The organism is Erwinia mallotivora (genome assembly GCF_000590885.1).
Taxonomy (GTDB): Bacteria; Pseudomonadota; Gammaproteobacteria; order Enterobacterales; family Enterobacteriaceae; genus Erwinia; species Erwinia mallotivora.
This window is the reverse complement of sequence record NZ_JFHN01000045.1, coordinates 67,151-91,175: the sequence shown is the minus strand read 5'-3', so window position 1 is coordinate 91,175 and position 24,025 is coordinate 67,151. Positions and strand designations below refer to the sequence as shown.

At 50.9% G+C, this 24,025-nt stretch carries 23 protein-coding genes and 2 tRNA genes; 5 read left to right on the top strand and 20 right to left on the bottom strand.

The features are described 5' to 3' along the window. Positions 1–14: 14 nt before the first annotated feature. Positions 15–320 (top strand): GIY-YIG nuclease family protein, encoded by a 306-nt coding sequence (locus BG55_RS09250; RefSeq protein ID WP_034936798.1) that lies wholly within the window; start codon positions 15–17, stop codon positions 318–320. Here BG55_RS09250 and BG55_RS09245 read toward each other — a convergent pair. Together BG55_RS09245 and ubiT are read right to left on the bottom strand one after the other, a co-directional pair. Continuing rightward, positions 307–810 (bottom strand): GNAT family N-acetyltransferase, encoded by a 504-nt coding sequence (locus BG55_RS09245; protein ID WP_034936795.1) that lies wholly within the window; start codon positions 808–810, stop codon positions 307–309. The genes BG55_RS09250 and BG55_RS09245 overlap by 14 nt on opposite strands. Then, positions 804–1,328, bottom strand: a complete 525-nt coding sequence (ubiT, locus tag BG55_RS09240; RefSeq protein ID WP_034936793.1) for a ubiquinone anaerobic biosynthesis accessory factor UbiT — start codon at positions 1,326–1,328, stop codon at positions 804–806. The genes BG55_RS09245 and ubiT overlap by 7 nt, the downstream gene beginning before the upstream one ends. 206 nt (positions 1,329–1,534) lie before the next feature. On the opposite strand from ubiT, the gene ubiU reads away from it, so the two are divergent. The 3 genes from ubiU (at position 1,535) to BG55_RS09225 (ending at position 4,561) form a co-directional block, all read left to right on the top strand. Then, the gene (gene ubiU, locus BG55_RS09235) at positions 1,535–2,530 is read left to right on the top strand and encodes a ubiquinone anaerobic biosynthesis protein UbiU (RefSeq protein WP_034936790.1); all 996 of its coding nucleotides are present in this window, start codon (positions 1,535–1,537) and stop codon (positions 2,528–2,530) included. A 10-nt stretch (positions 2,531–2,540) separates the two neighbouring features. Next, positions 2,541–3,428 (top strand): U32 family peptidase, encoded by an 888-nt coding sequence (locus tag BG55_RS09230; RefSeq protein WP_034936787.1) that lies wholly within the window; start codon positions 2,541–2,543, stop codon positions 3,426–3,428. Positions 3,429–3,553: 125 nt separating this feature from the next. Continuing rightward, positions 3,554–4,561, top strand: a complete 1,008-nt coding sequence (locus BG55_RS09225) for a luciferase-like monooxygenase (protein WP_034936786.1) — start codon at positions 3,554–3,556, stop codon at positions 4,559–4,561. Between the two features lie 124 nt (positions 4,562–4,685). Here BG55_RS09225 and BG55_RS09220 read toward each other — a convergent pair whose 3' ends face one another. The 17 genes from BG55_RS09220 to rlmE form a co-directional block, all read right to left on the bottom strand. After that, positions 4,686–6,572 carry a DEAD/DEAH family ATP-dependent RNA helicase gene (locus BG55_RS09220; RefSeq protein ID WP_034936783.1) on the bottom strand — a complete coding sequence of 629 codons (1,887 nt, stop codon included), beginning with the start codon at positions 6,570–6,572 and terminating at the stop codon, positions 4,686–4,688. Positions 6,573–6,588: 16 nt separating this feature from the next. Then, complete coding sequence (gene yrbN, locus BG55_RS23505) at positions 6,589–6,645, bottom strand: protein YrbN (RefSeq protein ID WP_100229640.1); 57 nt, start codon at positions 6,643–6,645, stop codon at positions 6,589–6,591. Between the two features lie 104 nt (positions 6,646–6,749). Then, positions 6,750–7,634 carry a lipoprotein NlpI gene (nlpI, locus tag BG55_RS09215; protein ID WP_034936781.1) on the bottom strand — a complete coding sequence of 295 codons (885 nt, stop codon included), beginning with the start codon at positions 7,632–7,634 and terminating at the stop codon, positions 6,750–6,752. 131 nt (positions 7,635–7,765) lie between these two features. Then, complete coding sequence (gene pnp, locus BG55_RS09210; protein ID WP_034936779.1) at positions 7,766–9,895, bottom strand: polyribonucleotide nucleotidyltransferase; 2,130 nt, start codon at positions 9,893–9,895, stop codon at positions 7,766–7,768. A 303-nt stretch (positions 9,896–10,198) separates the two neighbouring features. Further along, positions 10,199–10,468, bottom strand: a complete 270-nt coding sequence (gene rpsO / locus BG55_RS09205) for a 30S ribosomal protein S15 (RefSeq protein WP_034936776.1) — start codon at positions 10,466–10,468, stop codon at positions 10,199–10,201. A 108-nt stretch (positions 10,469–10,576) separates the two neighbouring features. Next, positions 10,577–11,521 (bottom strand): tRNA pseudouridine(55) synthase TruB, encoded by a 945-nt coding sequence (truB, locus tag BG55_RS09200; RefSeq protein WP_034936775.1) that lies wholly within the window; start codon positions 11,519–11,521, stop codon positions 10,577–10,579. Continuing rightward, positions 11,521–11,922: a 30S ribosome-binding factor RbfA gene (rbfA, locus tag BG55_RS09195; protein WP_034936774.1), complete on the bottom strand. Its 402-nt coding sequence runs from the start codon at positions 11,920–11,922 to the stop codon at positions 11,521–11,523. The genes truB and rbfA overlap by 1 nt, the downstream gene beginning before the upstream one ends. Positions 11,923–12,075: 153 nt before the next feature. Continuing rightward, positions 12,076–14,766 (bottom strand): translation initiation factor IF-2, encoded by a 2,691-nt coding sequence (gene infB / locus BG55_RS09190; RefSeq protein WP_034936772.1) that lies wholly within the window; start codon positions 14,764–14,766, stop codon positions 12,076–12,078. A 24-nt stretch (positions 14,767–14,790) separates the two neighbouring features. Then, positions 14,791–16,296 carry a transcription termination factor NusA gene (gene nusA / locus BG55_RS09185; protein WP_034936771.1) on the bottom strand — a complete coding sequence of 502 codons (1,506 nt, stop codon included), beginning with the start codon at positions 16,294–16,296 and terminating at the stop codon, positions 14,791–14,793. Between the two features lie 24 nt (positions 16,297–16,320). Further along, positions 16,321–16,773: a ribosome maturation factor RimP gene (rimP, locus tag BG55_RS09180; protein WP_034937370.1), complete on the bottom strand. Its 453-nt coding sequence runs from the start codon at positions 16,771–16,773 to the stop codon at positions 16,321–16,323. Positions 16,774–16,984: 211 nt separating this feature from the next. Beyond that, positions 16,985–17,061: transfer RNA gene (locus tag BG55_RS09175), tRNA-Met, on the bottom strand. Positions 17,062–17,120: 59 nt separating this feature from the next. After that, positions 17,121–17,207 (bottom strand) — tRNA-Leu (locus BG55_RS09170). 56 nt (positions 17,208–17,263) lie between these two features. After that, complete coding sequence (secG, locus tag BG55_RS09165; RefSeq protein ID WP_034936769.1) at positions 17,264–17,599, bottom strand: preprotein translocase subunit SecG; 336 nt, start codon at positions 17,597–17,599, stop codon at positions 17,264–17,266. A gap of 294 nt (positions 17,600–17,893) precedes the next feature. Continuing rightward, positions 17,894–19,228: a phosphoglucosamine mutase gene (glmM, locus tag BG55_RS09160; protein ID WP_034936767.1), complete on the bottom strand. Its 1,335-nt coding sequence runs from the start codon at positions 19,226–19,228 to the stop codon at positions 17,894–17,896. Between the two features lie 4 nt (positions 19,229–19,232). Beyond that, positions 19,233–20,069 carry a dihydropteroate synthase gene (gene folP / locus BG55_RS09155; RefSeq protein WP_034936765.1) on the bottom strand — a complete coding sequence of 279 codons (837 nt, stop codon included), beginning with the start codon at positions 20,067–20,069 and terminating at the stop codon, positions 19,233–19,235. Positions 20,070–20,170: 101 nt separating this feature from the next. Continuing rightward, entirely contained in the window at positions 20,171–22,102 is a 1,932-nt protein-coding gene (ftsH, locus tag BG55_RS09150; protein ID WP_034936761.1) for an ATP-dependent zinc metalloprotease FtsH, read from the bottom strand. A 55-nt stretch (positions 22,103–22,157) separates the two neighbouring features. Continuing rightward, on the bottom strand, positions 22,158–22,787 hold the full coding sequence (gene rlmE / locus BG55_RS09145; RefSeq protein WP_034936758.1) for a 23S rRNA (uridine(2552)-2'-O)-methyltransferase RlmE: 630 nt from the start codon (positions 22,785–22,787) through the stop codon (positions 22,158–22,160). Positions 22,788–22,914: 127 nt separating this feature from the next. Between rlmE and yhbY the strand changes: the two genes are divergently transcribed. Then, on the top strand, positions 22,915–23,208 hold the full coding sequence (yhbY, locus tag BG55_RS09140; protein WP_034936755.1) for a ribosome assembly RNA-binding protein YhbY: 294 nt from the start codon (positions 22,915–22,917) through the stop codon (positions 23,206–23,208). A 120-nt stretch (positions 23,209–23,328) separates the two neighbouring features. Here yhbY and greA read toward each other — a convergent pair whose 3' ends face one another. Beyond that, complete coding sequence (greA, locus tag BG55_RS09135) at positions 23,329–23,805, bottom strand: transcription elongation factor GreA (RefSeq protein ID WP_034936753.1); 477 nt, start codon at positions 23,803–23,805, stop codon at positions 23,329–23,331. Between the last annotated feature and the right edge of the window lie 220 nt (positions 23,806–24,025).

Sequence of the window (24,025 nt, the reverse complement as noted above, 5' to 3'; positions counted from 1 at the left end):
GCGAACGGCTTTATATGAAAAATCACGGTGAGGCGCAATGGCGTCTTTATATTCTGCGCACAGCCAGCGGGCTGCTTTACACCGGCATTACCAACGATATTGACCGCCGCTTTAACCAGCACCAAAACGGTAAAGGGGCGAAAGCACTGCGCGGTAAAGGTCCGCTGGAACTGCTGTTTCATTGTGAAGCGGGCGATCGCGCCAACGCGTCAAAACTGGAGTATCAGGTAAAAAAGCTCCGGCGGCTGGATAAAATCAGGCTGATTGCTCATCAGCCTGTTTCTCTCGCCCTCTGGCTTGATACGCTTAAAAACGGTTGAACGGAGCGGAATATTCAATATCCCCTTCGGCACCAACTAATGCGTTATCAGCAAGCTTGTAAACCTGAAAAGCCTTTTCAGTTCCCGGCCAGCGGCAGCGAAGCTGATTGCCCGCGGCCGAAACAAATCCGTAACGGCCGTAGAAATTTTCGTCTCCTACCACCACCACAGCCGCGTAACCAAATTCATTAAGTGTATCCAGCCCTTCGTAAATCAGCTGTTTACCCAGTTCCTGCCCGCGGACGCGCTGATCCACAGCCAGGGGAGCCAGACCAACCCACTGATAATCTTCACCATTCAGCGTTACCGGACTGAATGCTGCGTAGCCCAGAACCTGACCTTCATCATCGGTTGCTACTACCCCGAGCGTCAGTAATCCATCCTCACGCAGTTGCTGAACAAGCTCCGCCTCTGCCGGGGTTGCAAAACAACGTCGCAATAAACTGTCGATGCTGGCAGCATCGACGCCAATTTCCGTACGAATTAACATGATGCACCTGCGCGATTCACCCTGGAAGTCGCGTCCTCAGTCAGCCCCGCCTCAATAAGGTCAGCCAGTTGCATAAGTCCGGTGCGCATTAACACCGGCATAAATTCCAGCTCAACAGAATCCATCAGATTTTTCACCTCAAGACCCAGCTCCGTATCGCCCTCAATAACCAGACGACGCTGGAAAAACAAGGTATCAGGATCCAGCCTGCGCGCCGCCACCAACAGAAGATCGTTTGCATCGCCACGAAACCATACATCCGCTTCGCGACGGTCTTCCACCCGTAATTTTCCCTGCTCTACTGTCGTTGTCCAGCGCAGCCCAAGGTCCCGAATCTCTGTGCCAAACCAGCGCCCCTGGAGGAAGTTTAACTCACCTTCAGCTAAAGCATGATGAAATTGCCAGTTCAGAAGCTGTTGCAGGCCATAACGTTTCACGGCAAAAGGGGCACATCTTAGCGGAAAGCGCAAAAACTGTGGGCCTCCAAGTACTAACCGGGTGCGTAACTGGTTCAACACTTTTTCACTCCTTATGAACAAACTTCGGCTATTTTGCCACAATGACCAGATGTATCGGCGCACTGGATCAACAAACTGAAGGAACGCCGGTGCGCTGGCAGCGCATTCGTTTCCCATCAATACGCCAATAACTGCCTTAAATCAAAAATTGTCATCGCCAGCCTCACTACACTGAACGGTACTTCTGTTGATCCGGAAATCGTTATATGGAACTGCTCTGTCCCGCTGGCAACCTGCCGGCGTTGAAAGCGGCGATTGAAAATGGTGCAGACGCTGTTTATATCGGTCTGAAAGATGACACTAATGCCCGCCACTTTGCCGGACTGAATTTTACCGAAAAGCGTCTGGAAGAAGCCGCCAGATATGCTCATCAACACAGACGCAAACTGCACGTTGCGATTAACACTTTTGCCCACCCTGATGGTTACTCACGCTGGGAACGGGCGGTGGATATGGCCGCCTCGGCCGGTGTGGATGCGCTGATCCTCGCCGATATTGCCATGCTGGATTATGCCGCCAGTCGCTATCCTCAGATTGAGCGACACGTTTCAGTGCAGGCCTCTGCGACCAATGCTGAAGCAGCAAAATTTTATCAACGTAACTTCGATGTCGCCCGTATTGTCCTGCCACGCGTCCTGTCCATTCACCAGGTTCGTCAGCTTTCCCGGGCGACTACCGTTCCTCTGGAAGTTTTCGCCTTTGGCAGCCTTTGCATTATGGCGGAAGGACGCTGCTACCTCTCTTCCTACCTGACCGGTGAATCACCCAATACCGTAGGAGCATGTTCGCCCGCCCGATTTGTTCGCTGGCAACAAACCACAAACGGGCTGGAGTCGAGGCTGAATGAAGTGCTGATCGATCGTTATGACGGTGATGAAAATGCAGGTTATCCCACGCTCTGTAAAGGTCGTTATAAGGTGGCAGAGCAGCGTTATCACGCCCTTGAGGAGCCCACCAGCCTCAATACGCTACAACTGTTGCCAGAGCTGATGTCAGCAAATATTGCATCGGTAAAAATTGAGGGGCGCCAGCGGAGTCCTGCCTATGTTGGCCAGGTGGCAAAAATCTGGCGACAGGCCATCGATCATTGCAAAGCCAGTCCCGAGCACTTCGTGGCGCAGCAGAACTGGATGAACGCGCTGAGTGCGTTAAGTGAAGGGACGCAGACGACGCTGGGTGCGTACCATCGTGAATGGCAGTAGGAAAAGTGAGATGAAATATTCATTGGGTCCGGTCCTCTGGTACTGGCAGAAAGAAACGTTGCAGGATTTTTATGACGCGGCAGCAGGCAGCAGCGCTGAGATTATCTATCTGGGAGAAACAGTGTGCAGCAGGCGACGGGCAACAAAATTTTCGGACTGGATGGCAATAGCAAAAGATCTCCGCGCCGCAGGTAAACAGGTGGTATTAAGTACGCTGGCGCTGGTGCAGTCCGCTTCTGAACTGACCGAACTGAAACGCTTTGTAGACAACGGCGAGTTTCTGATCGAAGCCAATGACATGGGCACAGTCAATATGGCTGCTGAAACTGGCGTGCCGTTCATTGCCGGCCATGCGCTGAACTGCTACAACGCCATGGCGTTAAAAATTTTGCTCAAGATGGGGATGATGCGCTGGTGTATGCCGGTTGAGCTGTCACGTGACTGGCTGTCAGATTTACTGAACCAGTGTGATGAGTTAAAAATTCGCGGGCGGTTTGAGGTGGAAGTGCTTAGCTACGGTTATCTGCCTCTGGCGCTTTCCGCTCGCTGCTTTACCGCAAGATCGGAAAATCGTAGTAAGGATGACTGCCAGACCTGTTGTATTAATTATCCCCACGGCAGATCTCTGCTCTCGCAGGAAGATCAGCAGGTATTTGTACTGAATGGTATCCAAACGATGAGCGGCTACTGCTACAACCTGGGAAACGATCTGTCTTCCATGCATGGTCTGGTCGATATTGTGCGTTTTTCACCGCAGGGCAGTGAAACTCTGGCACTGATAGATGCCTTTCGTAAGAATGAAACCGGACTGGCACCACTCCCTCTGGTGGCACAGAAGCAGTGTAACGGCTACTGGCGGCAGATTGCAGGTCTGGAACTCATCGACACAACCGGATAATGGTGGCAATACTATCCGGAAAATTAAATTCAAAAAGTGCTGTAAACTGTCAATCTTGATAATCTGCTATCACTTAGGCTTTGAAGCTGTTCTGGCGCGAATGCCCCACGGATAAGTGAGCAATTATGTCTGATTCCATAAAGATCCCCCTGTCTGTACTTGATTTGGCCCCCGTTCCCGCCGGAGCGGATGCACGTGAGGCATTTCACACCTCACTGGCGCTGGCAAGGCACGCTGAAAAACTGGGTTTTAATCGTTACTGGCTGGCTGAACACCATAATATGACCGGTATCGCCAGCGCCGCCACTGCGGTTCTTATCGGCCATCTGGCAGCAAATACAACCACACTGCATCTGGGTTCTGGCGGCGTAATGTTACCAAACCATTCCCCCCTGGTTATTGCTGAACAATACGGCACGCTGGAGTCCCTTTACCCAGGACGAATCGATCTTGGGATTGGACGCGCCCCAGGCACCGATCAGCAAACCATGATGGCCTTACGTCGTCATATGGCCGGACATATCGACAACTTTCCCGCCGATGTCCAGCAGCTCATTAACTGGTTCGACGCTGAACAAAGTTCTCCTCCTGCGGTTCAGCCTGTACCAGGTCTGGGACTGAAAATTCCTCTCTGGTTACTTGGTTCAAGCCTTTACAGCGCGCATCTCGCGGCACAAATGGGCCTGCCATTTGCCTTTGCATCGCATTTTGCACCTGATTTGCTGATGGAAGCTTTGCATATTTATCGGGAAAAATTTGTCCCTTCGCCACGGCTTGAAAAACCTTATGCCATGGTATGCGTCAACGTGGTGGCAGCCGATAATGAAAATGAGGCAAAATTCCTCTTCACCTCAATGCAGCAGCAGTTTGTTAATCTTCGTCGCGGCAAACCAGGGCCATTACCTGCGCCTGTGGAAAATATGGACAGCTTCTGGTCACCTTCGGAGCGATATGGCATCCAAAATGCGTTGAGTATGTCACTGGTCGGCGACAGGGAGAAGGTTCGCCAGGGCCTGGCTTCATTAATTCGTGAAACCGGGGCAGATGAAATTATGATCAACGGCCAGATCTTTGATCAGCAGGCTCGTCTTCACTCCTTTGCGCTGGCAATGGCTGCACACCCGTCGTTGTAAACAAATCGCGCCATCCTCTGCCTTTAGCAATAAAAAAACCCGCTATGCGGTCAGCACAGCGGGTTCTTGAGCGGATGTGAAGTCCGTTAACTCAGTAACGGGCCCCCATCAGTTGTTACAACAATTACGCATCACGACGACGGCCTGGTGCGCCACCGTCTTCACGGCGACGGCTGCCACCGTCACGGCTGAATCCACCGCCACGGCGTTCACCACCACGATCGTTGCTGAAACGACGGCCACCTTCAGAACGGCCACCTTCACGACCACCGCCAAAGCCGCCACGGCGCTCACCACCACGGCGTTCACCACCGCGATCGTTACTGTGAGGCTGTGCATCACCAATCAGCTGCATGTTCATCGGCTTATTCAGGATCCGCGTGCGGGTGAAATGTTGCAAAATATCACCAGGCATACCTTTTGGCAGCTCGATAGTTGAGTGTGTGCCAAACAGCTTGATGTTACCGATATAACGGCTGCTGATATCACCTTCGTTAGCAATAGCGCCAACAATGTGACGAACTTCCACGCCGTCATCGCGACCCACTTCAATACGGTAAACTTCCATATCCCCAACATCGCGACGTTCACGGCGTGGTCGGTCGCCATCACGGCTGTCACGAGGACCACGGTCTGAACGATCGCCACGACGATCATCACGTTCTTTGAACTCGCGACGAGGACGCGGTGCAGGATCAGCAGGGACAATCAGAGGACGTTCACCCTGAGCCATTTTCAGCAGAGCGGCGGCCAGCGTTTCCATATCCAGTTCTTCGCCCGGCTGCATTTTGCTCAGCAGAGCACGGTACTGATCCAGATCGCTGCTTTCCAGCTGCTGTTGAACTTTGGCTGCAAATTTAGCCAGACGACGTTCACCCAGCAGTTCTGCATTTGGCAGTTCAACTTCGGGGATGGTCAGCTTCATTGTGCGTTCGATGTTACGCAGCAGACGACGCTCGCGGTTTTCTACGAACAACAGGGCACGACCCGCACGACCCGCACGGCCAGTACGACCTATACGGTGAACATAGGATTCTGCATCCATTGGAATGTCATAGTTAACAACCAGACTGATACGTTCAACATCCAGACCACGGGCCGCAACATCTGTGGCGATAAGGATGTCCAGACGACCATCTTTCAGACGCTCCAGCGTCTGCTCACGCAGAGCCTGGTTCATATCACCGTTCAGTGCCGCACTGTTGTAACCGCTGCGCTCAAGTGCTTCGGCTACTTCCAACGTGGCATTTTTGGTACGAACAAAGATAATTGCTGCATCAAAGTCTTCCGCTTCCAGGAACCGCACCAGCGCATCAGTCTTACGACCATAGGCAGTCCAGTAACTCTGGCTGATATCAGGGCGGGTAGTCAGACTCGACTGAATACGCACTTCCTGAGGATCTTTCATAAAACGTTTAGTAATACGACGGATCGCTTCCGGCATTGTCGCCGAGAAGAGCGCAGTCTGATGACCATCCGGGATCTGCGCCATGATGGTTTCAACGTCTTCAATGAAGCCCATACGCAGCATCTCATCGGCTTCATCCAGCACCAGACCACGCAGGTTAGAAAGATCTAAAGTACCGCGTTTCAGGTGGTCAAGCAGACGGCCAGGAGTACCCACCACAACCTGTGGACCCTGACGCAAAGCGCGCAGCTGGACGTCATAACGCTGGCCGCCGTAAAGGGCAACCACATTAAGACCGCGCATGTGTTTAGAGAATTCGGTTACTGCTTCAGCAACCTGAACTGCCAGCTCACGGGTTGGTGCAAGCACCAGGATCTGTGGAGCCTTAACAGTAGGATCAATATTGTTTAATAACGGCAGGGAAAAGGCCGCTGTTTTGCCACTCCCGGTCTGTGCCATACCCAACACATCACGACCCGCCAACAGGTGAGGAATACACTCAGCCTGAATAGGGGATGGCTTAACATAGCCCATGCCGTTCAGTGATTCGAGAATGTCGGCGTTCAGGCCAAGGTCAGCAAAAGTAGTTTGAATATCAGTCATGTAGTACGTGTGCCTCTTAGATTGCGGCGGCCAGTCTACATAACTCGTCGTGAAAATTTTCAGTCATTTTCATCAAAAAGTGTGAACCGGCTCATATTAGTGGTTTCGACGAACAAAAAGGCCTTCATCCGCTAAGATGATGACATTTAGAAAATTCGGGCAATAAAAGTTCGTCAGCTATTGCTGGTCAGATTCTGATAAATCGTCTTGTGTCTGGCCGAGTAGCGCCAGCTCCAACAATGCATACCGGTGCTCAACAAAGTTGTGAACATTGTTGGCTACCGTCAGCTTGAACAACGCTTCTGCGTTATCCTTCTCCCCCAGACTCAGGTAGTGTTTACCTAAATAGAAGTTGGTTTCACTGAGATGTTCAGCGAGCGAGGTGTTATCCGTTGCGTCCGCCTTGAGACGTTCCATCAGCTTGCTTTCGCTAATGTTGCCCAGGTAGAACTCGACAATATTCCATCCCCATTGGTCCCTGACCGCTTTATCGTAACGCTGTTGGAGCGCTATAACTGCCTTATTGGCATCGATCTCTCGTTCATCGAGATAAAGCCACAGGCTGCGGAAAGGATCGTTAGGATCGTCTTGATAAAACGCCAGCAGATCATCTTGCGCTAATTTGAATCTGCCACCGTAATACAGGGCAATACCACGATTCAAATGCGCGTAATTGTAAGTTGGATCAAGCTCAAGTACAGAATCAAACGCTTCATAGGCAGCATCAAAATTGCCTGCCTGCGTTAAATATATACCTAAATAATTGAAAACTTCAGGCATATCAGGTCTGACAGATAACGCTTGTGAAAAATCATTTCGCGCCAGTGCCCTCAGACCGAGACTATCATACAACACTCCGCGCTCATATAACAGCTGTGCGCGTTCATCATCGGTAAGAGCACGACTGGCAAGAATTTGTTCCATACGCGCCAGAATAACTTCCTGTTGCAGGGTTGGCTGTAACGGAACAGCCAGAACCTCGTTCTTACGCCAATCCGAGTTGCTGCATCCTGCCAGCATGATAGCTGTCGCAACGAAACACCAGCGCAAAAAAGGCTTCATTTCCCACTCCCGAATACAAACAATGGGATGAAATCCATTCATCCGCCTGTCGTGCACAAGGTGTCGTCCTGCCCTCGCGATGAAACCGTTCTCCATGGAGCTACCATGGAGAACTCATGGTCTGATGTAACTTATTCTGCTTCAGGACCAGTCGCAGTTGCCGCTTCAGGCTCAGCCTGCACGGTGGCTTCTTTGATGCTCAGGCGAACACGGCCCTGGCGATCAACTTCCAGCACTTTAACTGGTACTTCCTGTCCCATTTGCAGATAGTCAGTCACTTTCTCTACACGCTTGTCAGCGATTTGCGAAATATGCACCAGACCTTCTTTACCGCCACCGATTGCCACAAAGGCACCAAAGTCTACGATGCGGGTCACTTTACCGTTATAAATGCGGCCCACTTCGATTTCAGCGGTAATTTCTTCGATGCGACGGATAGCAAATTTCGCTTTGTCGCCATCGGTAGCGGCAATTTTCACCGTACCGTCATCTTCAATTTCAATAGTGGTGCCGGTTTCCTCAGTCAGCGCCCGAATGACTGAACCGCCTTTACCAATCACGTCTTTAATTTTGTCCGGGCTGATTTTGATGGTATGGATGCGTGGCGCAAACTCAGAGATATCACCACGTGGCGTACTGATAGCCTGTTCCATAACGCCGAGAATGTGCAGACGCGCACCTTTGGCCTGATTCAGGGCTACCTGCATGATTTCACGGGTAATGCCCTCAATTTTAATATCCATTTGCAGCGCAGAGATACCTTCACGGCTACCCGCCACTTTGAAGTCCATATCGCCCAGGTGATCTTCATCACCGAGGATATCGGACAACACCACAAAGTTGTCACCTTCTTTCACCAGCCCCATCGCGATACCGGCTACAGCAGCTTTGATTGGCACACCTGCGTCCATCAAAGCCAGAGAAGCACCACAAACGGACGCCATAGAAGATGAACCGTTTGACTCAGTGATCTCGGACACCACACGCACGGTGTACGGGAAGGCGTCACCCTTCGGCATTACTGCTAACACGCCACGCTTAGCCAGGCGCCCGTGACCAATTTCACGACGCTTAGGCGAACCCACCATGCCGGTTTCACCCACAGAATAAGGAGGGAAATTATAATGGAAGAGGAAGCTATCGGTGCGCTCACCCATCAGCTCATCCAGACTTTGCGCATCGCGGGCGGTTCCCAGCGTTGCCGTTACCAGTGCCTGAGTTTCACCACGCGTAAACAGTGCGGAACCGTGAGTACGTGGCAACACGCCGGTACGCACATCCAGACCACGGATCATATCTTTTTCACGACCATCGATACGCGGTTCACCACGCAGGATGCGACTGCGCACCACACTCTTTTCAAGGCTGTGAAGAATATCGCCGATTTCAGCTTCATCCAGCGCTGCATCTTCAGCCAGCAGTGCCGCAGTCACTTCTGATTTAATGACATCTACCTGCGCATAACGCTCTTGCTTTTCAGTGATGCGGTAGGCGTCGCTCAGACGGGATTCTGCCAGAGCAGAGATACGTGAATGCAACGATTCATTGACAGCTTCAGGTTGCCAGTCCCAACGAGGTTTACCCGCTTCAGCGACAAGTGCATTGATGTTTTCAATCACCACCTGCTGTTGATCGTGACCAAACACGACCGCGCCCAGCATCTGATCTTCACTCAGCAATTCAGCTTCAGATTCAACCATCAGCACAGCGCCCTGTGTTCCCGCCACCACCAGATCAAGCTTACTTTCCAGCAGCTCATCTGAGGTTGGATTCAGCACATACTGGTCGTTAATATAACCCACACGAGCCGCGCCGATTGGGCCATTAAAAGGAATACCAGACAAACTCAGTGCCGCAGAAGCACCAATCATAGCCACGATATCAGGATTCACCTGTGGGTTAACTGAAACCACAGTGGCAATGACCTGTACCTCATTCACAAATCCTTCCGGGAACAGTGGACGAACAGGGCGATCGATCAGACGCGCGGTGAGTGTTTCACCTTCACTAGGACGACCTTCACGACGGAAGAAACTCCCCGGAATACGACCGGCTGCGTATGTACGTTCCTGATAGTTCACGGTAAGAGGAAAAAAGTCCTGGCCGGGTTTAGCTTTTTTCTGACCGACAACAGTAACGAACACGGCAGTGTCATCCATACTTACCATTACGGCGGCTGTTGCCTGGCGAGCCATCATACCGGTCTCAAGGGTAACGGTATGCTGACCATACTGGAATTTTTTAACGATCGGGTTCAGCAAAATTTTGTCCTTAACGTCATGGCAAGGCACTGACCCTGCCGTGGATTTCAAATCCTCATCTGCATCCTCGCGACTAATGACAACCCTTAATCCCCACCCGGGACAAAGCCTCTCATTAGCCGCGCGAATCTCTGCAACTGAAGATCACACTGAGCAACAATACAATAGTTTGACCTGGATTGCTGCCGACTGCCTGAAAAAAGGGGCCATAAAGGCCCCTTTTTAACGAAACTCGCACGAATCTGTCTGATTGCCCGTATTCCCTATCAGAATACACTTAAAGGCCTGACTGATTCTTAAGACTTAGCGACGCAGACCCAGACGCTCGATCAGGCTGGTGTAACGTGCAACATCTTTACGCTTCAGGTAATCCAGCAGCTTACGACGCTGGGAAACCATACGCAGCAGACCGCGACGGCTGTGGTGATCTTTCTTGTGCTCAGAGAAGTGACCTTGCAGGTGGTTAATCTGAGCAGTCAGCAGAGCAACCTGAACTTCGGTAGAACCACTGTCGTTTGCGTCACGGCCAAAATCCGCAATGATTTGTGCCTTAGTTTTAACACTTAGAGACATTATTCAACTCCAAATTTTAAGATAAATGTACAGGTGCCGATCTCTAATTCAGCAACCCAGCGTTAAAGCCGCGCCATTCTACTCTTAGCAAGACGCTTACGCAAATGACTACTCGGAATATTCTACAACCAGGCGACGTGGTGCAACCCGACCATCATCAATGATCTCGGCCATACCGATGAACTTATGATCTGAGCCCTCAGTAACACGAACCAAACCTTTGGCTGGCACATGAGGCACTTGCACAGGTTGCCCCTGTTTAAAATAAGCCGCAGCCGCATTCAACAGATTAACTTCAGGATAAGCTGCTGCCGGACTGTCCAGAGGCATCAGAAGTGGGTCAAGTAAATCAGCAGCAGGGCGCTCGCTGCGCAGTGCTTCTTCGTTCAACGTGACGAGCTGTTCAAGAGTGACCATGCCAGCAATCGGGTATGTGGCAACCTGTAAACGACGCAGGTAGATGACATGTGCGCCACAGCCAAGCATCTCACCCAAATCATCGGTGATGGTGCGAATGTAAGTACCCTTTGAGCAGTGAATTTCCAGCTCCAGTTCATTGCCTTCCCAGCGAATGAACTTCAACTCATAGACCACGATGCTCCGGGACTCACGTGGAACGTCAATTCCCTCACGCGCGTACTCATACAATTTTCGGCCCTGATACTTCAGCGCGGAGTACATTGACGGCACCTGCTGCGTTTCACCACGGAAACGATCAATAGCGTCGTCAAGCTGTTGTTGTGTGAAGTTTAGCGGGCGCTCACTGATGATTTGACCATCAGCATCAGAAGTATCGGTGCGCTGTCCCAGCCGGGCAATTACCCGGTAGCGTTTATCTGAATCAAGCAGATAGCGGGAAAATTTAGTGGCCTCACCCAGACAAATCGGCAACATGCCGGTAGCCAGCGGATCAAGTGCACCGGTATGCCCGGCACGATTGGCGCTGAACAGACGTTTGACCTTCTGCAACGCATCATTGGAGGAAAGTCCCTGAGGCTTATCCAGTAACAATACGCCATGCACATCGCGACCACGACGACGAGGACGACTCATTACTCCTCCTGGTCTTCTTCCGCAGAACCACGGCGCTCAGCATCGCTTTTTACCACGTTAGTCACAAGGTTAGACATGCGCATCCCTTCAACCAATGAGTTATCGTAAAAGAAGGTGAGTTCAGGCACGATTCGCAAGCGCATCGCTTTGCCTAACAACGTGCGGATATAACCAGATGCATCGCCCAGTGCACGTAAACCGGCTTTGATAGCATCTTCATCTTTGTCATTCAAAAAGGTGACAAACACTTTGGCATAGGCAAGATCGCGGGAAACATCAACACCAGAGACGGTAACCATCATGCCCAGTCGCGGGTCTTTAATCTCGCGTTGTAAAATAATAGCGATCTCTTTCTGCAATTCCTGGGAAACACGCTGTGGACGACCAAATTCTTTCGCCATAATTATTCTCTCCAAATTAAGGCTTTATCCCACCTTTACTCGTGAGACCGTCGTAGAACAATCGTTCGTAATCAGGGTGGAAGATAAATTGGTGGGATATTAACAGTGGGAGGCCCGGTGGGCCTCCCAACTCAGTCACTTTTAAAGCGGCAATCAGGCGATAGTGCGCTGGATCTCAATAATTTCAAATACTTCGATCATATCGCCAACGCGCACGTCGTTGTAGTTTTTCACGCCGATACCACACTCCATGCCGTTGCGAACTTCGTTAACATCATCTTTGAAGCGACGCAGGGATTCCAGCTCGCCTTCATAGATAACCACGTTGTCGCGAAGAACACGGATCGGGTTATGACGCTTAATATTGCCTTCCGTTACCATACAGCCGGCGATAGCACCAAATTTCGGTGATTTGAACACATCGCGCACCTCAGCCAGGCCAATAATCTGCTGCTTGTACTCTGGTGCCAGCATACCGCTCATTGCCTGCTTAACTTCGTCTATCAGGTTATAGATGACAGAGTAGTAACGCAGATCCAGGCTCTCTGAATCAATCACACGACGGGCAGACGCATCAGCACGTACGTTGAATCCAACGAGGATTGCATTGGATGCCGCCGCCAGAGTGGCATCGGTCTCGGTGATCCCACCCACGCCGGAACCAACAATTTTGACTTTCACTTCGTCGGTAGAAAGCTTCAACAGCGAGTCAGAGATAGCCTCAACAGAGCCCTGAACATCAGCTTTCAGCACGATGTTAAGTTCAGAAACTTCGCCTTCAGCCATGTTGGCAAACATGTTTTCCAACTTGGATTTCTGCTGACGCGCGAGTTTAACTTCACGGAATTTACCCTGACGATACAACGCCACTTCACGGGCTTTTTTCTCGTCACGCACCACTGTCGCTTCATCACCCGCAGCAGGAACGCCTGACAGGCCGAGAATTTCCACCGGAATTGACGGGCCAGCTTCCAGCACTTCACGCCCCAGTTCATCACGCATCGCACGAACACGGCCGTATTCAAAGCCGCACAATACGATATCGCCTTTGTTGAGCGTACCTTCGCGGACCAGCACCGTAGCAACCGGACCACGACCTTTATCAAGGAAGGATTCGATTACCACACCGCTTGCCATACCCTGGCGCACAGCGGTCAGTTCCAGAACTTCAGCCTGCAACAGAATAGCGTTTAACAATTCATCTATGCCGGTACCCGCTTTCGCAGAGACGCTGACGAACATGTTCTCACCGCCCCACTCTTCCGGGATGATGCCATATTGAGTCAGTTCATTTTTAACGCGATCGGGATCCGCTTCTGGCTTATCGATTTTGTTAACAGCAACGACAACCGGCACTTTCGCCGCTTTAGCATGCTGGATAGCTTCGATAGTCTGTGGCATTACGCCATCATCGGCTGCGACCACCAGAATAACGATGTCCGTTGCCTGAGCACCACGAGCACGCATTGCGGTAAAAGCAGCATGGCCTGGGGTATCCAGGAACGTGATCATCCCATTGTCAGTTTCAACGTGGTAAGCACCAATATGCTGGGTAATACCGCCCGCTTCGCCAGAGGCCACTTTGGTAGAACGGATGTAATCCAGCAGGGACGTTTTACCGTGGTCAACGTGGCCCATAATGGTCACAACCGGCGCGCGGGACTCCATTGCTGCGTCGGTGTCACGATCGCTCATTACCGCTTCTTCCAACTCATTCTCACGGCGCAGCGTCACTTTGTGACCCATCTCTTCTGCCACCAGTTGAGCTGTCTCCTGATCAATCACCTGATTAATGGTGGCCATAGCCCCCATTTTCATCATGACTTTGATGACCTGGGAGCCTTTCACCGCCATTTTATTGGCAAGTTCGGCAACGGTAATAGTTTCGCCGATAATCACGTCGCGGTTAACCGCCTGAACAGGCTTGTTGAAACCCTGCTGCAATGCGCTTGGCTTACGCTTGCCGCCTTTGCCGCCACGGAATTGCGCACGCGCTTCTTCACGGTCGGTTTTAGCTTCAGAGTGTTTGTTACCTTTCTTCTGACGCGGTGCTTTTGCCGGACGCGCAGCGCGTGAACGACGATCGCCTTCAACCTGCGCGTCGTTTTCATCTTCTGCCTGACGGGCATGCGAAGACGTGGTCACATGGTAGTCGGATGTGTCTTCCACTTCTTTCTCCGCCTCAGCCCACTCGGACCCTTTTTCTTCCGCCATTTTACGGGCTTCTTCAGCTACGCGTTTGGCATCTTCTTCAATCTTACGACGCGCTTCCTGTTCAGCCTTGTGCTTGAGTTCAGCAGCTTCAGCTTCCCGTCGGGCTTTTTCAGATTGGTTTGCCCGGGCCATTTCGTCAGTATGTTGATTGCTCACTTTGTCTTTTTCCGCTGCTTCGCGTTTGGCTTTTTCAGCTGCCTCACGTTTAGCCTGCTCCTCGGCTTCACGCTTCGCTTTATCCTGAGCTTCGCGCTGGGCTTTGTCTTCAGCCTCGCGACGAGCCTGTTCTTCCGCTTCACGCTGTGCCTGCTCTTCTGCTTCCGCTTGTTCAGCTTCAGCAGCGTCACCTTTTACATAAGTGCGTTTTTTGCGGACTTCAATTTGCACCGATTTACTTTTACCCCCGGTGCCTGGAATATTCAAGGTACTGCGCGTTTTGCGCTGTAAAGTCAGCTTACCAGAACCGCCATTTTGGGCACGGTTCAAATGAGTGAGAAGGGTCTCTTTTTCCTGCTGTGTCACAGAGTCTGTGGCAGACTTGCGGATCCCTGCATCAGCGAATTGCTGTACCAGGCGTTCTACCGGAGTCTGAATTTCTGCGGCCAGCGATTTTACGGTTACATCTGTCATGCTGTTCCTTCCTGCTACAGTTTGTTATGCGTCGTCACCGAACCAACAGATATTTCTGGCAGCCATAATTAGCTCCCCAGCCTGCTCATCGCTCAGGCCCTCAATATCTGACAGGTCGTCAACACCCTGCTCGGCAAGATCTTCCAGCGTACAAACGCCCATCGCTGCCAGCTTAAATGCCAGTTCACGATCCAGACCTTCCAGATTAAGCAAATCATCTGCTGGCAGGTTTGTGCCCTGACTCTCTGCTTTTTCCAGAGCAAGTGTGGTTAACGCATTTTTTGCACGATCACGCAGCGCTTCAATGGTCTCTTCATCCAGACCGTCAATTTCAAGCAGCTCGTTAATCGGAACGTAAGCCAGCTCTTCAAGAGAAGAGAAGCCCTCTTCAACCAGAACGGTCGCAAAATCCTCATCAATATCAAGATGACGGGTAAAGACATCGATGGCTGCATGAGCTTCAGCCTGATGCTTGGCCTGTAGATCGTCTACCGTCATCACATTCAGTTCCCAGCCGCTCAGCTGCGCCGCGAGACGAACGTTTTGACCATTTCGGCCAATCGCCTGAGCCAGATTTCCGGCTTCGACAGCGATATCCATCGTGTGGTTATCTTCATCAACCACAATAGAGGCGACATCTGCCGGGGCCATGGCATTGATCACAAACTGTGCCGGATTATCGTCCCACAACACGATGTCAATACGTTCGCCACCCAACTCACTGGAAACCGCCTGAACACGCGCACCACGCATACCCACGCAAGCGCCGACCGGATCAATACGCTTATCATTGGTTTTCACCGCGATTTTAGCTCGTGAACCTGGATCACGCGCCGCAGCTTTGATTTCAAGCACCTCTTCCGCGATTTCCGGTACTTCGATACGAAACAGTTCAATCAGCATTTCGGGTTTAGAACGGCTGACAAAGAGCTGTGCACCGCGAGCTTCAGGACGCACCGCATAAAGTACCCCACGAATACGGTCGCCCGGACGGAAGTTTTCACGCGGCAGCATATCTTCGCGGATAATGACTGCTTCAGCGTTGGTACTTGAACCATCGTTTGGCCGGACTTCGAGGGAAATATTGTCGCGGTTAACCTTTTTCACCACGCCGGTGATAATTTCACCTTCCTGCTCACGGAACTGATCGACCACCATCGCACGCTCGGCTTCGCGCACTTTCTGGACAATCACCTGTTTGGCAGTCTGCGTGGTGATACGATCAAAGGTCACCGACTCAATCTGATCTTCAACAAACTCACCCGCATTCAGCGATTCATCTTCAAAACGCGCAGCTTCAAGGGTGATTTCACGGGTTGGCATAGTGACTTCATCAACAATCAGCCAGCGACGGAAGGTTTCAAAATCACCACTTTTGCGGTCAATGCTGACACGCACATCGATTTCCTGCTCGTATTTCTTTTTGGTTGCCGTGGCCAGCGCACTCTCCAGTGCCTCGAAAATCTTCTCGCGCGGGAGGGATTTCTCGTTAGATACGGCCTCGACTACAGCTAAGATTTCTTTGTTCATCCTGGTATGCCTCAATCCGAACTTTTAAAAGTGGGGAACCAGGTTCGCCTTCTGGATATTGCTCAGCGCGAACACTTCGTCGTTACCCTCAACGGCAACCGTAATCATCTCACCCTCGACTGATTTGATGATCCCCTGCCATTTGCGGCGGTTCTGCACGGCCATGCGTAACACCAGGCTCACTTCTTCACCGGTAAATCGTGCATAATGCTCTGCGGTAAAGAGTGGGCGGTCAAGGCCTGGTGAGGAGACTTCAAGGTTGTAAGCTACGGTGATGGGATCCTCAACATCAAACACGGCACTGACCTGGTGACTGACATCAGCGCAATCGTCAACAGTGATGCCATTTTCACTATCAATATAGATGCGCAACGTAGAAGTGCGGCCGCGTACAAATTCAATACCGACCAGTTCAAAGCCTAACGCTTCTACCGGTGCTGAAATCAGCTCTGTTAATTTTTGCTCTAATGTGGACAATCCCACCCCCAAGACATAAAAAAAGGGCTTAATAGCCCAGTTTACTGTTTCCTGATAACAAAAAACCCCGAAAATTCGGGGCTTTATGCGACTGGACCCTGTACGCCATAAATGGCGGTTCGGCACAATCCAGAAGAATTTTTTTCAAAACCCGCTGTCAGTGCCTCTGATGATGCACACAGTATATTTGAAAAATAACTCTAAGGGAAAGTGGTTGCGGGGGCCGGATTTGAACCGACGACCTTCGGGTTATGAGCCCGACGAGCTACCAGGCTGCTCCACCCCGCGTCCGAAAACGTGGCAAATACTACGCCAAACTTGTAAAAAATACAAGCAATACTGAGATTTGGTACCGAGGACGGGACTTGAACCCGTAAGCCCATGCGGGCACTACCACCTCAAGGTAGCGTGTCTACCAATTCCACCACCACGGCACTAAAGATTGCGACTTTTTTTATTCTGTCGCGCCGAATATAACAACATTAACAACTTACTGCGGGATATCGCTACCCGGCGTAGCCGGTTTTGCAGGCTGGCTCTGCTGCTGAGATTGCGCAGGCTGAGTCAGATTTTCCCACTCGCTTCCTTTCTGAGTTTTGTTGCTGTTGATGTTACCCAGAATCAGACTGATGATGAAGAACAACGTCGCCAGCACAGCGGTCATACGGGTCATAAAGTTACCTGAACCGTTAGAACCAAACAGCGTTGCCGAGGAGCCAGCACCAAATGACGCGCCCATATCAGCGCCTTTACCTTGTTGCAGCATAATCAGACCAACCAGGCCGATGGCTACAATAAGGAAAACTACCAAAAGAGCTTCGTACATAATTCAACCTGTTCCTTGCGCGAGACTCGCACATCAAAAGCTTCAAACCAACCAGCAGGTAGTATCACTACCCTTCCGAAGCGGGTGTGAATACTAACCAAAGCAGCCTGCCCACGCAAGGGCAATTTATCACCCTGAGGTTATTTGCAGAAAAAAACAGCAAAAGTCATGAGTGAAGATGGAAAATGCTGATAAATCAGACAATCACGGCTGCCCAGGCATTCCTGCACACACTTCAGCTCATCCATTAGCTTGAAAAATAAAGCGGAGCCAGCAACTCCGGTGATCACTGTGTTAAACGGCCTTGACGGCGTCGGCAATACGATGTGCCAGTGCCGTCACCTGATCTTCATTCTCGCCTTCAACCATTACCCGGATTAAAGGCTCCGTACCCGATTTTCTCAACAACACGCGACCACGACCGTGCAGTTCTTTCTCAACCTCGGATGTCACCGCTTTGACCTGCTCATCTTCCAGGGGATCGGTTTCACCGCTGAAGCGAACATTCACCAGTATTTGTGGCAGCAGTTTCATCCCGCTACACAAGTCATGCAGGCTCATATGATTACGTACCATCGCAGTAAGTACCTGCAAACCAGCTACTATGCCATCTCCGGTAGTGGTCTTATCAAGCAGGATGACATGCCCGGAGTTTTCCGCCCCGAGACGCCAGCCTTTTTCCTGCATTTTTTCTAAAACATAACGATCGCCGACTTTTGCTCTGGCAAAAGGAATTCCCAACTGCTTCAGTGCCAGTTCCAGCCCCATGTTGCTCATCAATGTGCCCACGACGCCGCCACGTAACTGCCCCTGGCGCAGACCTTCTCGAGCGATGATGTAAAGAATCTGATCGCCATCCACTTTGCAACCAAGGTGGTCCACCATCATGATGCGGTCACCATCACCGTCATAAGCCAGACCAATATCTGCCTTTTCTGCCAGCACTCGCGCCTGAAGTTGACGAACATCTGTTGCACCACATTCTTTATTGATGTTCATACCATCAGGGTGGACACCCAGCGTAATGACCGTGGCCCCAAGTTCGCGCAGCACATTTGGCGCGATATGATAGGTTGCACCATTTGCACAATCCACGACGATTTTCAGCCCATTCAGGCTCAGTTCGCCAGGAAATGTGCCTTTACAGAACTCAATATAGCGACCTGCGGCATCAACAATACGACTGGCACGACCAAGTTCAGCAGATTCCACGCAGGTAATCGGCTTTTCCATTTCTGCCTCAATCGCTTCCTCAACATCGTCAGGTAACTTGGTGCCTTCAATCGAGAAAAATTTAATACCATTGTCATCAAAAGGATTGTGTGAAGCGGAAATAACGATCCCGGCTTCAGCCCGAAAAGTACGGGTCAGATAGGCAATAGCTGGCGTAGGCATCGGTCCGGTAAAAGCTGCTGATAATCCAGCGGCCGCCAAACCAGCCTCCAGGGCCGACTCCAACATGTAACCTGAGATACGCGTATCCTTGCCAATAATGATTTTTTTTGAGCCGTTTCTTGCCAGCACCTTGCCCGCCGCCCAGCCCAACTTGAGCACAAAATCAGGCGTAATTGGCGATTCGCCCACTTTTCCACGAATGCCATCGGTCCCAAAATACTTACGGTTGCTCATAGGATTACTCTTCCTTTGCTGACAATGTTGCTTCGACGACGCGCATGGCCTCGACGGTTTCTTTAACATCATGGACACGCAGAATATGCGCACCTTGCATAGCGGCAATCACCGCGCAGGCCAGACTACCAGTCAGACGCTGAGATGGGCCGACGTTTAACAACTGGCCTATCATGCTTTTGCGTGACATTCCGACCAGCAGAGGCATACCAAAACGATGAAAATCAGCAAGGTGGGCCAGCAGCTGATAATTGTGTCTCAGATTCTTACCGAAACCAAATCCCGGGTCGAGCAGCAACCGATCTTTTTTAATTCCTGCGGCCTCACAGCGCGCAATGCGCTCGATGAAAAATGCCTCAACATCCTGTAAAAAATGCTGATAATGCGGTGACTGTTGCATAGTGCGTGGCTCGCCCTGCATATGCATCAGGCAGACCGGCAGGCCACTGGCCGCTGTAGCCTCCAGCGCTCCTGGCTCCTGCAATGAACGGATGTCGTTAATCAGATGCGCTCCCGCATGGGCAGCCTCGCGAATCACTTCGGTTTTAGATGTATCTACTGAAATCCACACTTCAAAGCGTTGCGCAATGGCTTCCACTACCGGGATCACCCGCTCCAGCTCCTGCTGTACACTGACCTCTTCCGCACCGGGACGCGTGGACTCGCCACCAATATCGATGATGGTCGCGCCTGCATTAATCATGGAATTAGCATGTGTAACAGCCTGAATTAACTCGTTATGCTTGCCGCCATCAGAGAACGAATCCGGAGTTACATTCAATATACCCATCACATGAGGATGGGATAAATCGAGCACGGAGTCTCTGGCATGAAGTTTCATAACGTTGTCTCTCCTGACAGATTTACGAATCATATTCAGTTGTCGTGGATATAAAAAACCCCGGTCAGCGCCGGGGTTCAGGGGGACGATGGCAGGATAACTTATTTATCGCCCAGCTGTTCTGACATGGTATTGCCTGGATTTGGCGTACGCGGTTCATCTACCGGTCGCGGAGCCTTTGGTGTACCGTTGCTGTCAGAATTATTAGTGCCTGGATCTTCCCAACCTGCTGGCGGACGCACTTCGCGGCGCGCCATCAGGTCGTCAATCTGCGGCGCATCGATGGTTTCATACTTCATCAGCGCATCTTTCATTGCATGAAGTATGTCCATGTTTTCGTTCAGAATGCGACGGGCACGTTGGTAGTTACCTTCTACCAGTGACTTCACTTCCTGATCAATGATACGAGCAGTTTCATCAGACATATGTTTTGCTTTAGCTACAGAACGTCCAAGGAAAACTTCACCTTCTTCTTCAGCGTAAAGCAACGGCCCCAGTTTTTCTGAGAAGCCCCATTGCGTAACCATGTTACGTGCAATTGAGGTTGCTACTTTGATGTCGTTAGAGGCACCGGTGGAAACATGTTCAACACCGTAAATGATCTCTTCAGCAAGGCGACCACCATAGAGGGTGGAAATCTGACTTTCCAGTTTCTGACGACTGGCGCTGATGGCATCCCCCTCAGGCAGGAAGAAAGTCACCCCCAGGGCACGACCACGCGGAATGATGGTAACTTTATGCACGGGATCGTGCTCCGGTACCAGCCGACCAATAATCGCATGGCCCGCTTCGTGATAAGCGGTGGACTCTTTCTGTGCCTCAGTCATCACCATAGAGCGCCTTTCGGCTCCCATCATGATCTTGTCTTTCGCCTTCTCAAACTCAACCATCGATACCACACGGCGATTACCACGAGCAGCAAACAGCGCCGCTTCGTTCACCAGGTTTGCCAGATCGGCCCCGGAAAAACCTGGCGTGCCGCGCGCAATGATTGCTGCATCAATATCTGTTGCCAGAGGGACGCGACGCATATGCACTTTCAGAATTTGCTCACGTCCACGTACGTCAGGCAAACCGACCACGACCTGGCGGTCAAAACGTCCCGGACGCAGCAGTGCAGGGTCGAGTACATCCGGACGGTTAGTCGCGGCGATAACGATGATGCCCTCATTGCCTTCAAAACCATCCATCTCGACCAGCATCTGGTTCAGAGTCTGCTCACGCTCGTCGTGACCACCACCCAGACCAGCACCACGTTGCCGACCAACCGCATCAATTTCATCGATAAAGATGATACAAGGCGCTGCTTTTTTGGCTTGTTCGAACATGTCACGAACACGAGAAGCACCGACGCCGACAAACATTTCAACAAAGTCAGAACCTGAAATGGTGAAGAAAGGCACTTTTGCTTCACCTGCGATGGCTTTTGCTAACAACGTTTTACCCGTACCGGGAGGGCCAACCATCAGCACGCCTTTCGGAATTTTACCACCCAGCTTCTGAAAACGGCTTGGCTCGCGCAGGTATTCAACCAGTTCACCAACTTCCTCTTTGGCTTCATCACAGCCTGCCACATCTGCAAAAGTCGTTTTGATCTGATCTTCCGTCAACATGCGGGCTTTGCTTTTGCCAAAGGACATCGCTCCCTTGCCACCACCGCCCTGCATCTGGCGCATGAAGAATATCCAGACACCAATCAACAACAGCATCGGGAACCATGAGATGAAGATAGAAGCCAACAGGCTTGGTTCTTCAGGTGGTTCACCCACTACTTTTACGTTTTTGGTCAACAGGTTATCGAGCAACTTGGGATCGTTGACGGGGATATAGGTCGTGTATCGATTGCTATCTTTTTTGGTAACGTTGATTTCACGTCCGTTGATACGAGCCTCGCGGACCTGATCCTGATTAACTTCAGACAGGAAAGTTGAGTAATCAACCCTACGGCCATTCGACTCGCTGGGTCCGAAACTCTGGAAAACCGACATCAGCACAACTGCGATGACTAACCAAAGAATCAGGTTTTTCGCCATGTCACTCAAGGGATTAACCTCATATTACAACTGTGTTAACAGACAGCGTAGGGTACTATAGTTTGCGCCCTGTCGCTACAATGTACACTTCACGCGAACGAGAGCGCGAAGAATCCGGCTTACGAATTTTCACTTTCGTAAACAGGGAGCGAATTTCCCGGAGGTAATCTTCAAAGCCATCTCCCTGAAACACTTTCACTAAAAAACTACCGCCAGGTGCCAGTACATCCCGACACATCTCCAGCGCAAGCTCAACCAAATACATTGACCTTGGAATATCCACCTCAGGCGTCCCGGTCATATTCGGTGCCATATCCGACATCACTACCTGGATTTTGTCTTCTCCGACGCGGTCCATCAGTGCTTTCAGCACCAGTTCATCACGAAAATCACCCTGTAGGAAATCGACACCAACGATAGGATCCATCGGCAGGATATCACAGGCAATGACGCGACCTTTATTGCCAATCTGCGTCACCACATATTGCGACCAGCCCCCGGGCGCTGCGCCGAGGTCAACCACCGTCATTCCCGGCCTGAAGAGCTTATCGCCCTGCTGTATTTCATCAAGTTTAAACCAGGCACGAGAGCGCAGCCCTTTTTTCTGTGCCTCGAGCACATATTTATCGCTAAAGTGTTCCTGAAGCCAGCGGCTGGAACTGGCCGAACGCTTTTTACCAGTCATACAATTTCCAACTTTGATTCAACGTATGCGATAAATAAACCGCGCAAATCAGCACACCGATTTGGTGATACACCGGAGATGGCGGTAGAATGACCCGTTTTCAATCCCAATGTAAGTAAAAAATACGATGAATCTGAGTACCAAACAAAAACAGCACCTGAAAGGACTGGCCCATCCGCTGAAGCCCGTCGTAATGCTGGGTAACAACGGCCTGACCGAAGGAGTGCTGGCCGAAATTGAACAAGCGCTGGAACATCACGAGTTGATCAAGGTAAAAATTGCTACCGAAGACCGTGAGACTAAAAGCCTCATAGTTGACGCTATTGTGCGTGAAACCAAAGCCGCTAACGTACAGGTCATCGGCAAAACACTGGTGCTGTTCCGTCCGTCAAAAGAAGGGAAAATAGCCCTCCCGCGCTGAATTCGGAAACATTTCTGAAAATCAGCCAGCAGAAGTTGCCATGCTCCTTATCCTTATAAAAGGCCGTCTGACGGCCTTTTCTTTTCTTTACAATCTTCTGAACTCAATTACCGCCTCTGTTCAGAGATATTCAACCTTAAGAATCTCGTACTCTACGTCACCACCCGGCGTTTTGATCACCGTGACGTCGTCCACCTCTTTTCCGATCAAACCACGCGCCATCGGTGAGTTGACGGAAATCAGATTTTGTTTGAAGTCAGCTTCGTCATCGCCAACGATGCGATAGGTCGACTCTTCATCGGTGTCCAGATTCAATACGGTCACAGTCGAACCAAAAATGATGCGGCCATTCGCATTCATTTTAGTGACATCTATTACCTGTGCATTAGACAGCTTGGCTTCAATTTCCTGAATCCGGCCCTCACAGAATCCCTGCTCTTCACGCGCAGCGTGATATTCGGCATTCTCTTTTAAATCACCATGCTCACGTGCTTCAGCAATTGAGGCAATAATTCTGGGGCGTTTAATGGTTTTCAGCTCTTCCAGCTCTTCGCGCAGTCTTTCCGCGCCCCTTAACGTCATCGGAATCTGATTCATCTCAATACCTCGTTAACTCTGTCCTGTGCAAAATTTCGTCATCCTGACAGTCAGATGCAGAAAAAGCGTTCTGCGGCGCTTGCTACTGAATTACAAACAAAATAACCCCGACCCGAAGGTATGTCTCAGGGTCTGAAGGTTTTGCATTTTGATACGTATTTTACCGCAGAGTTCATGGTGGGTCATCGTTTACTTTGCACCTTGAAGCACCGTAGTATGA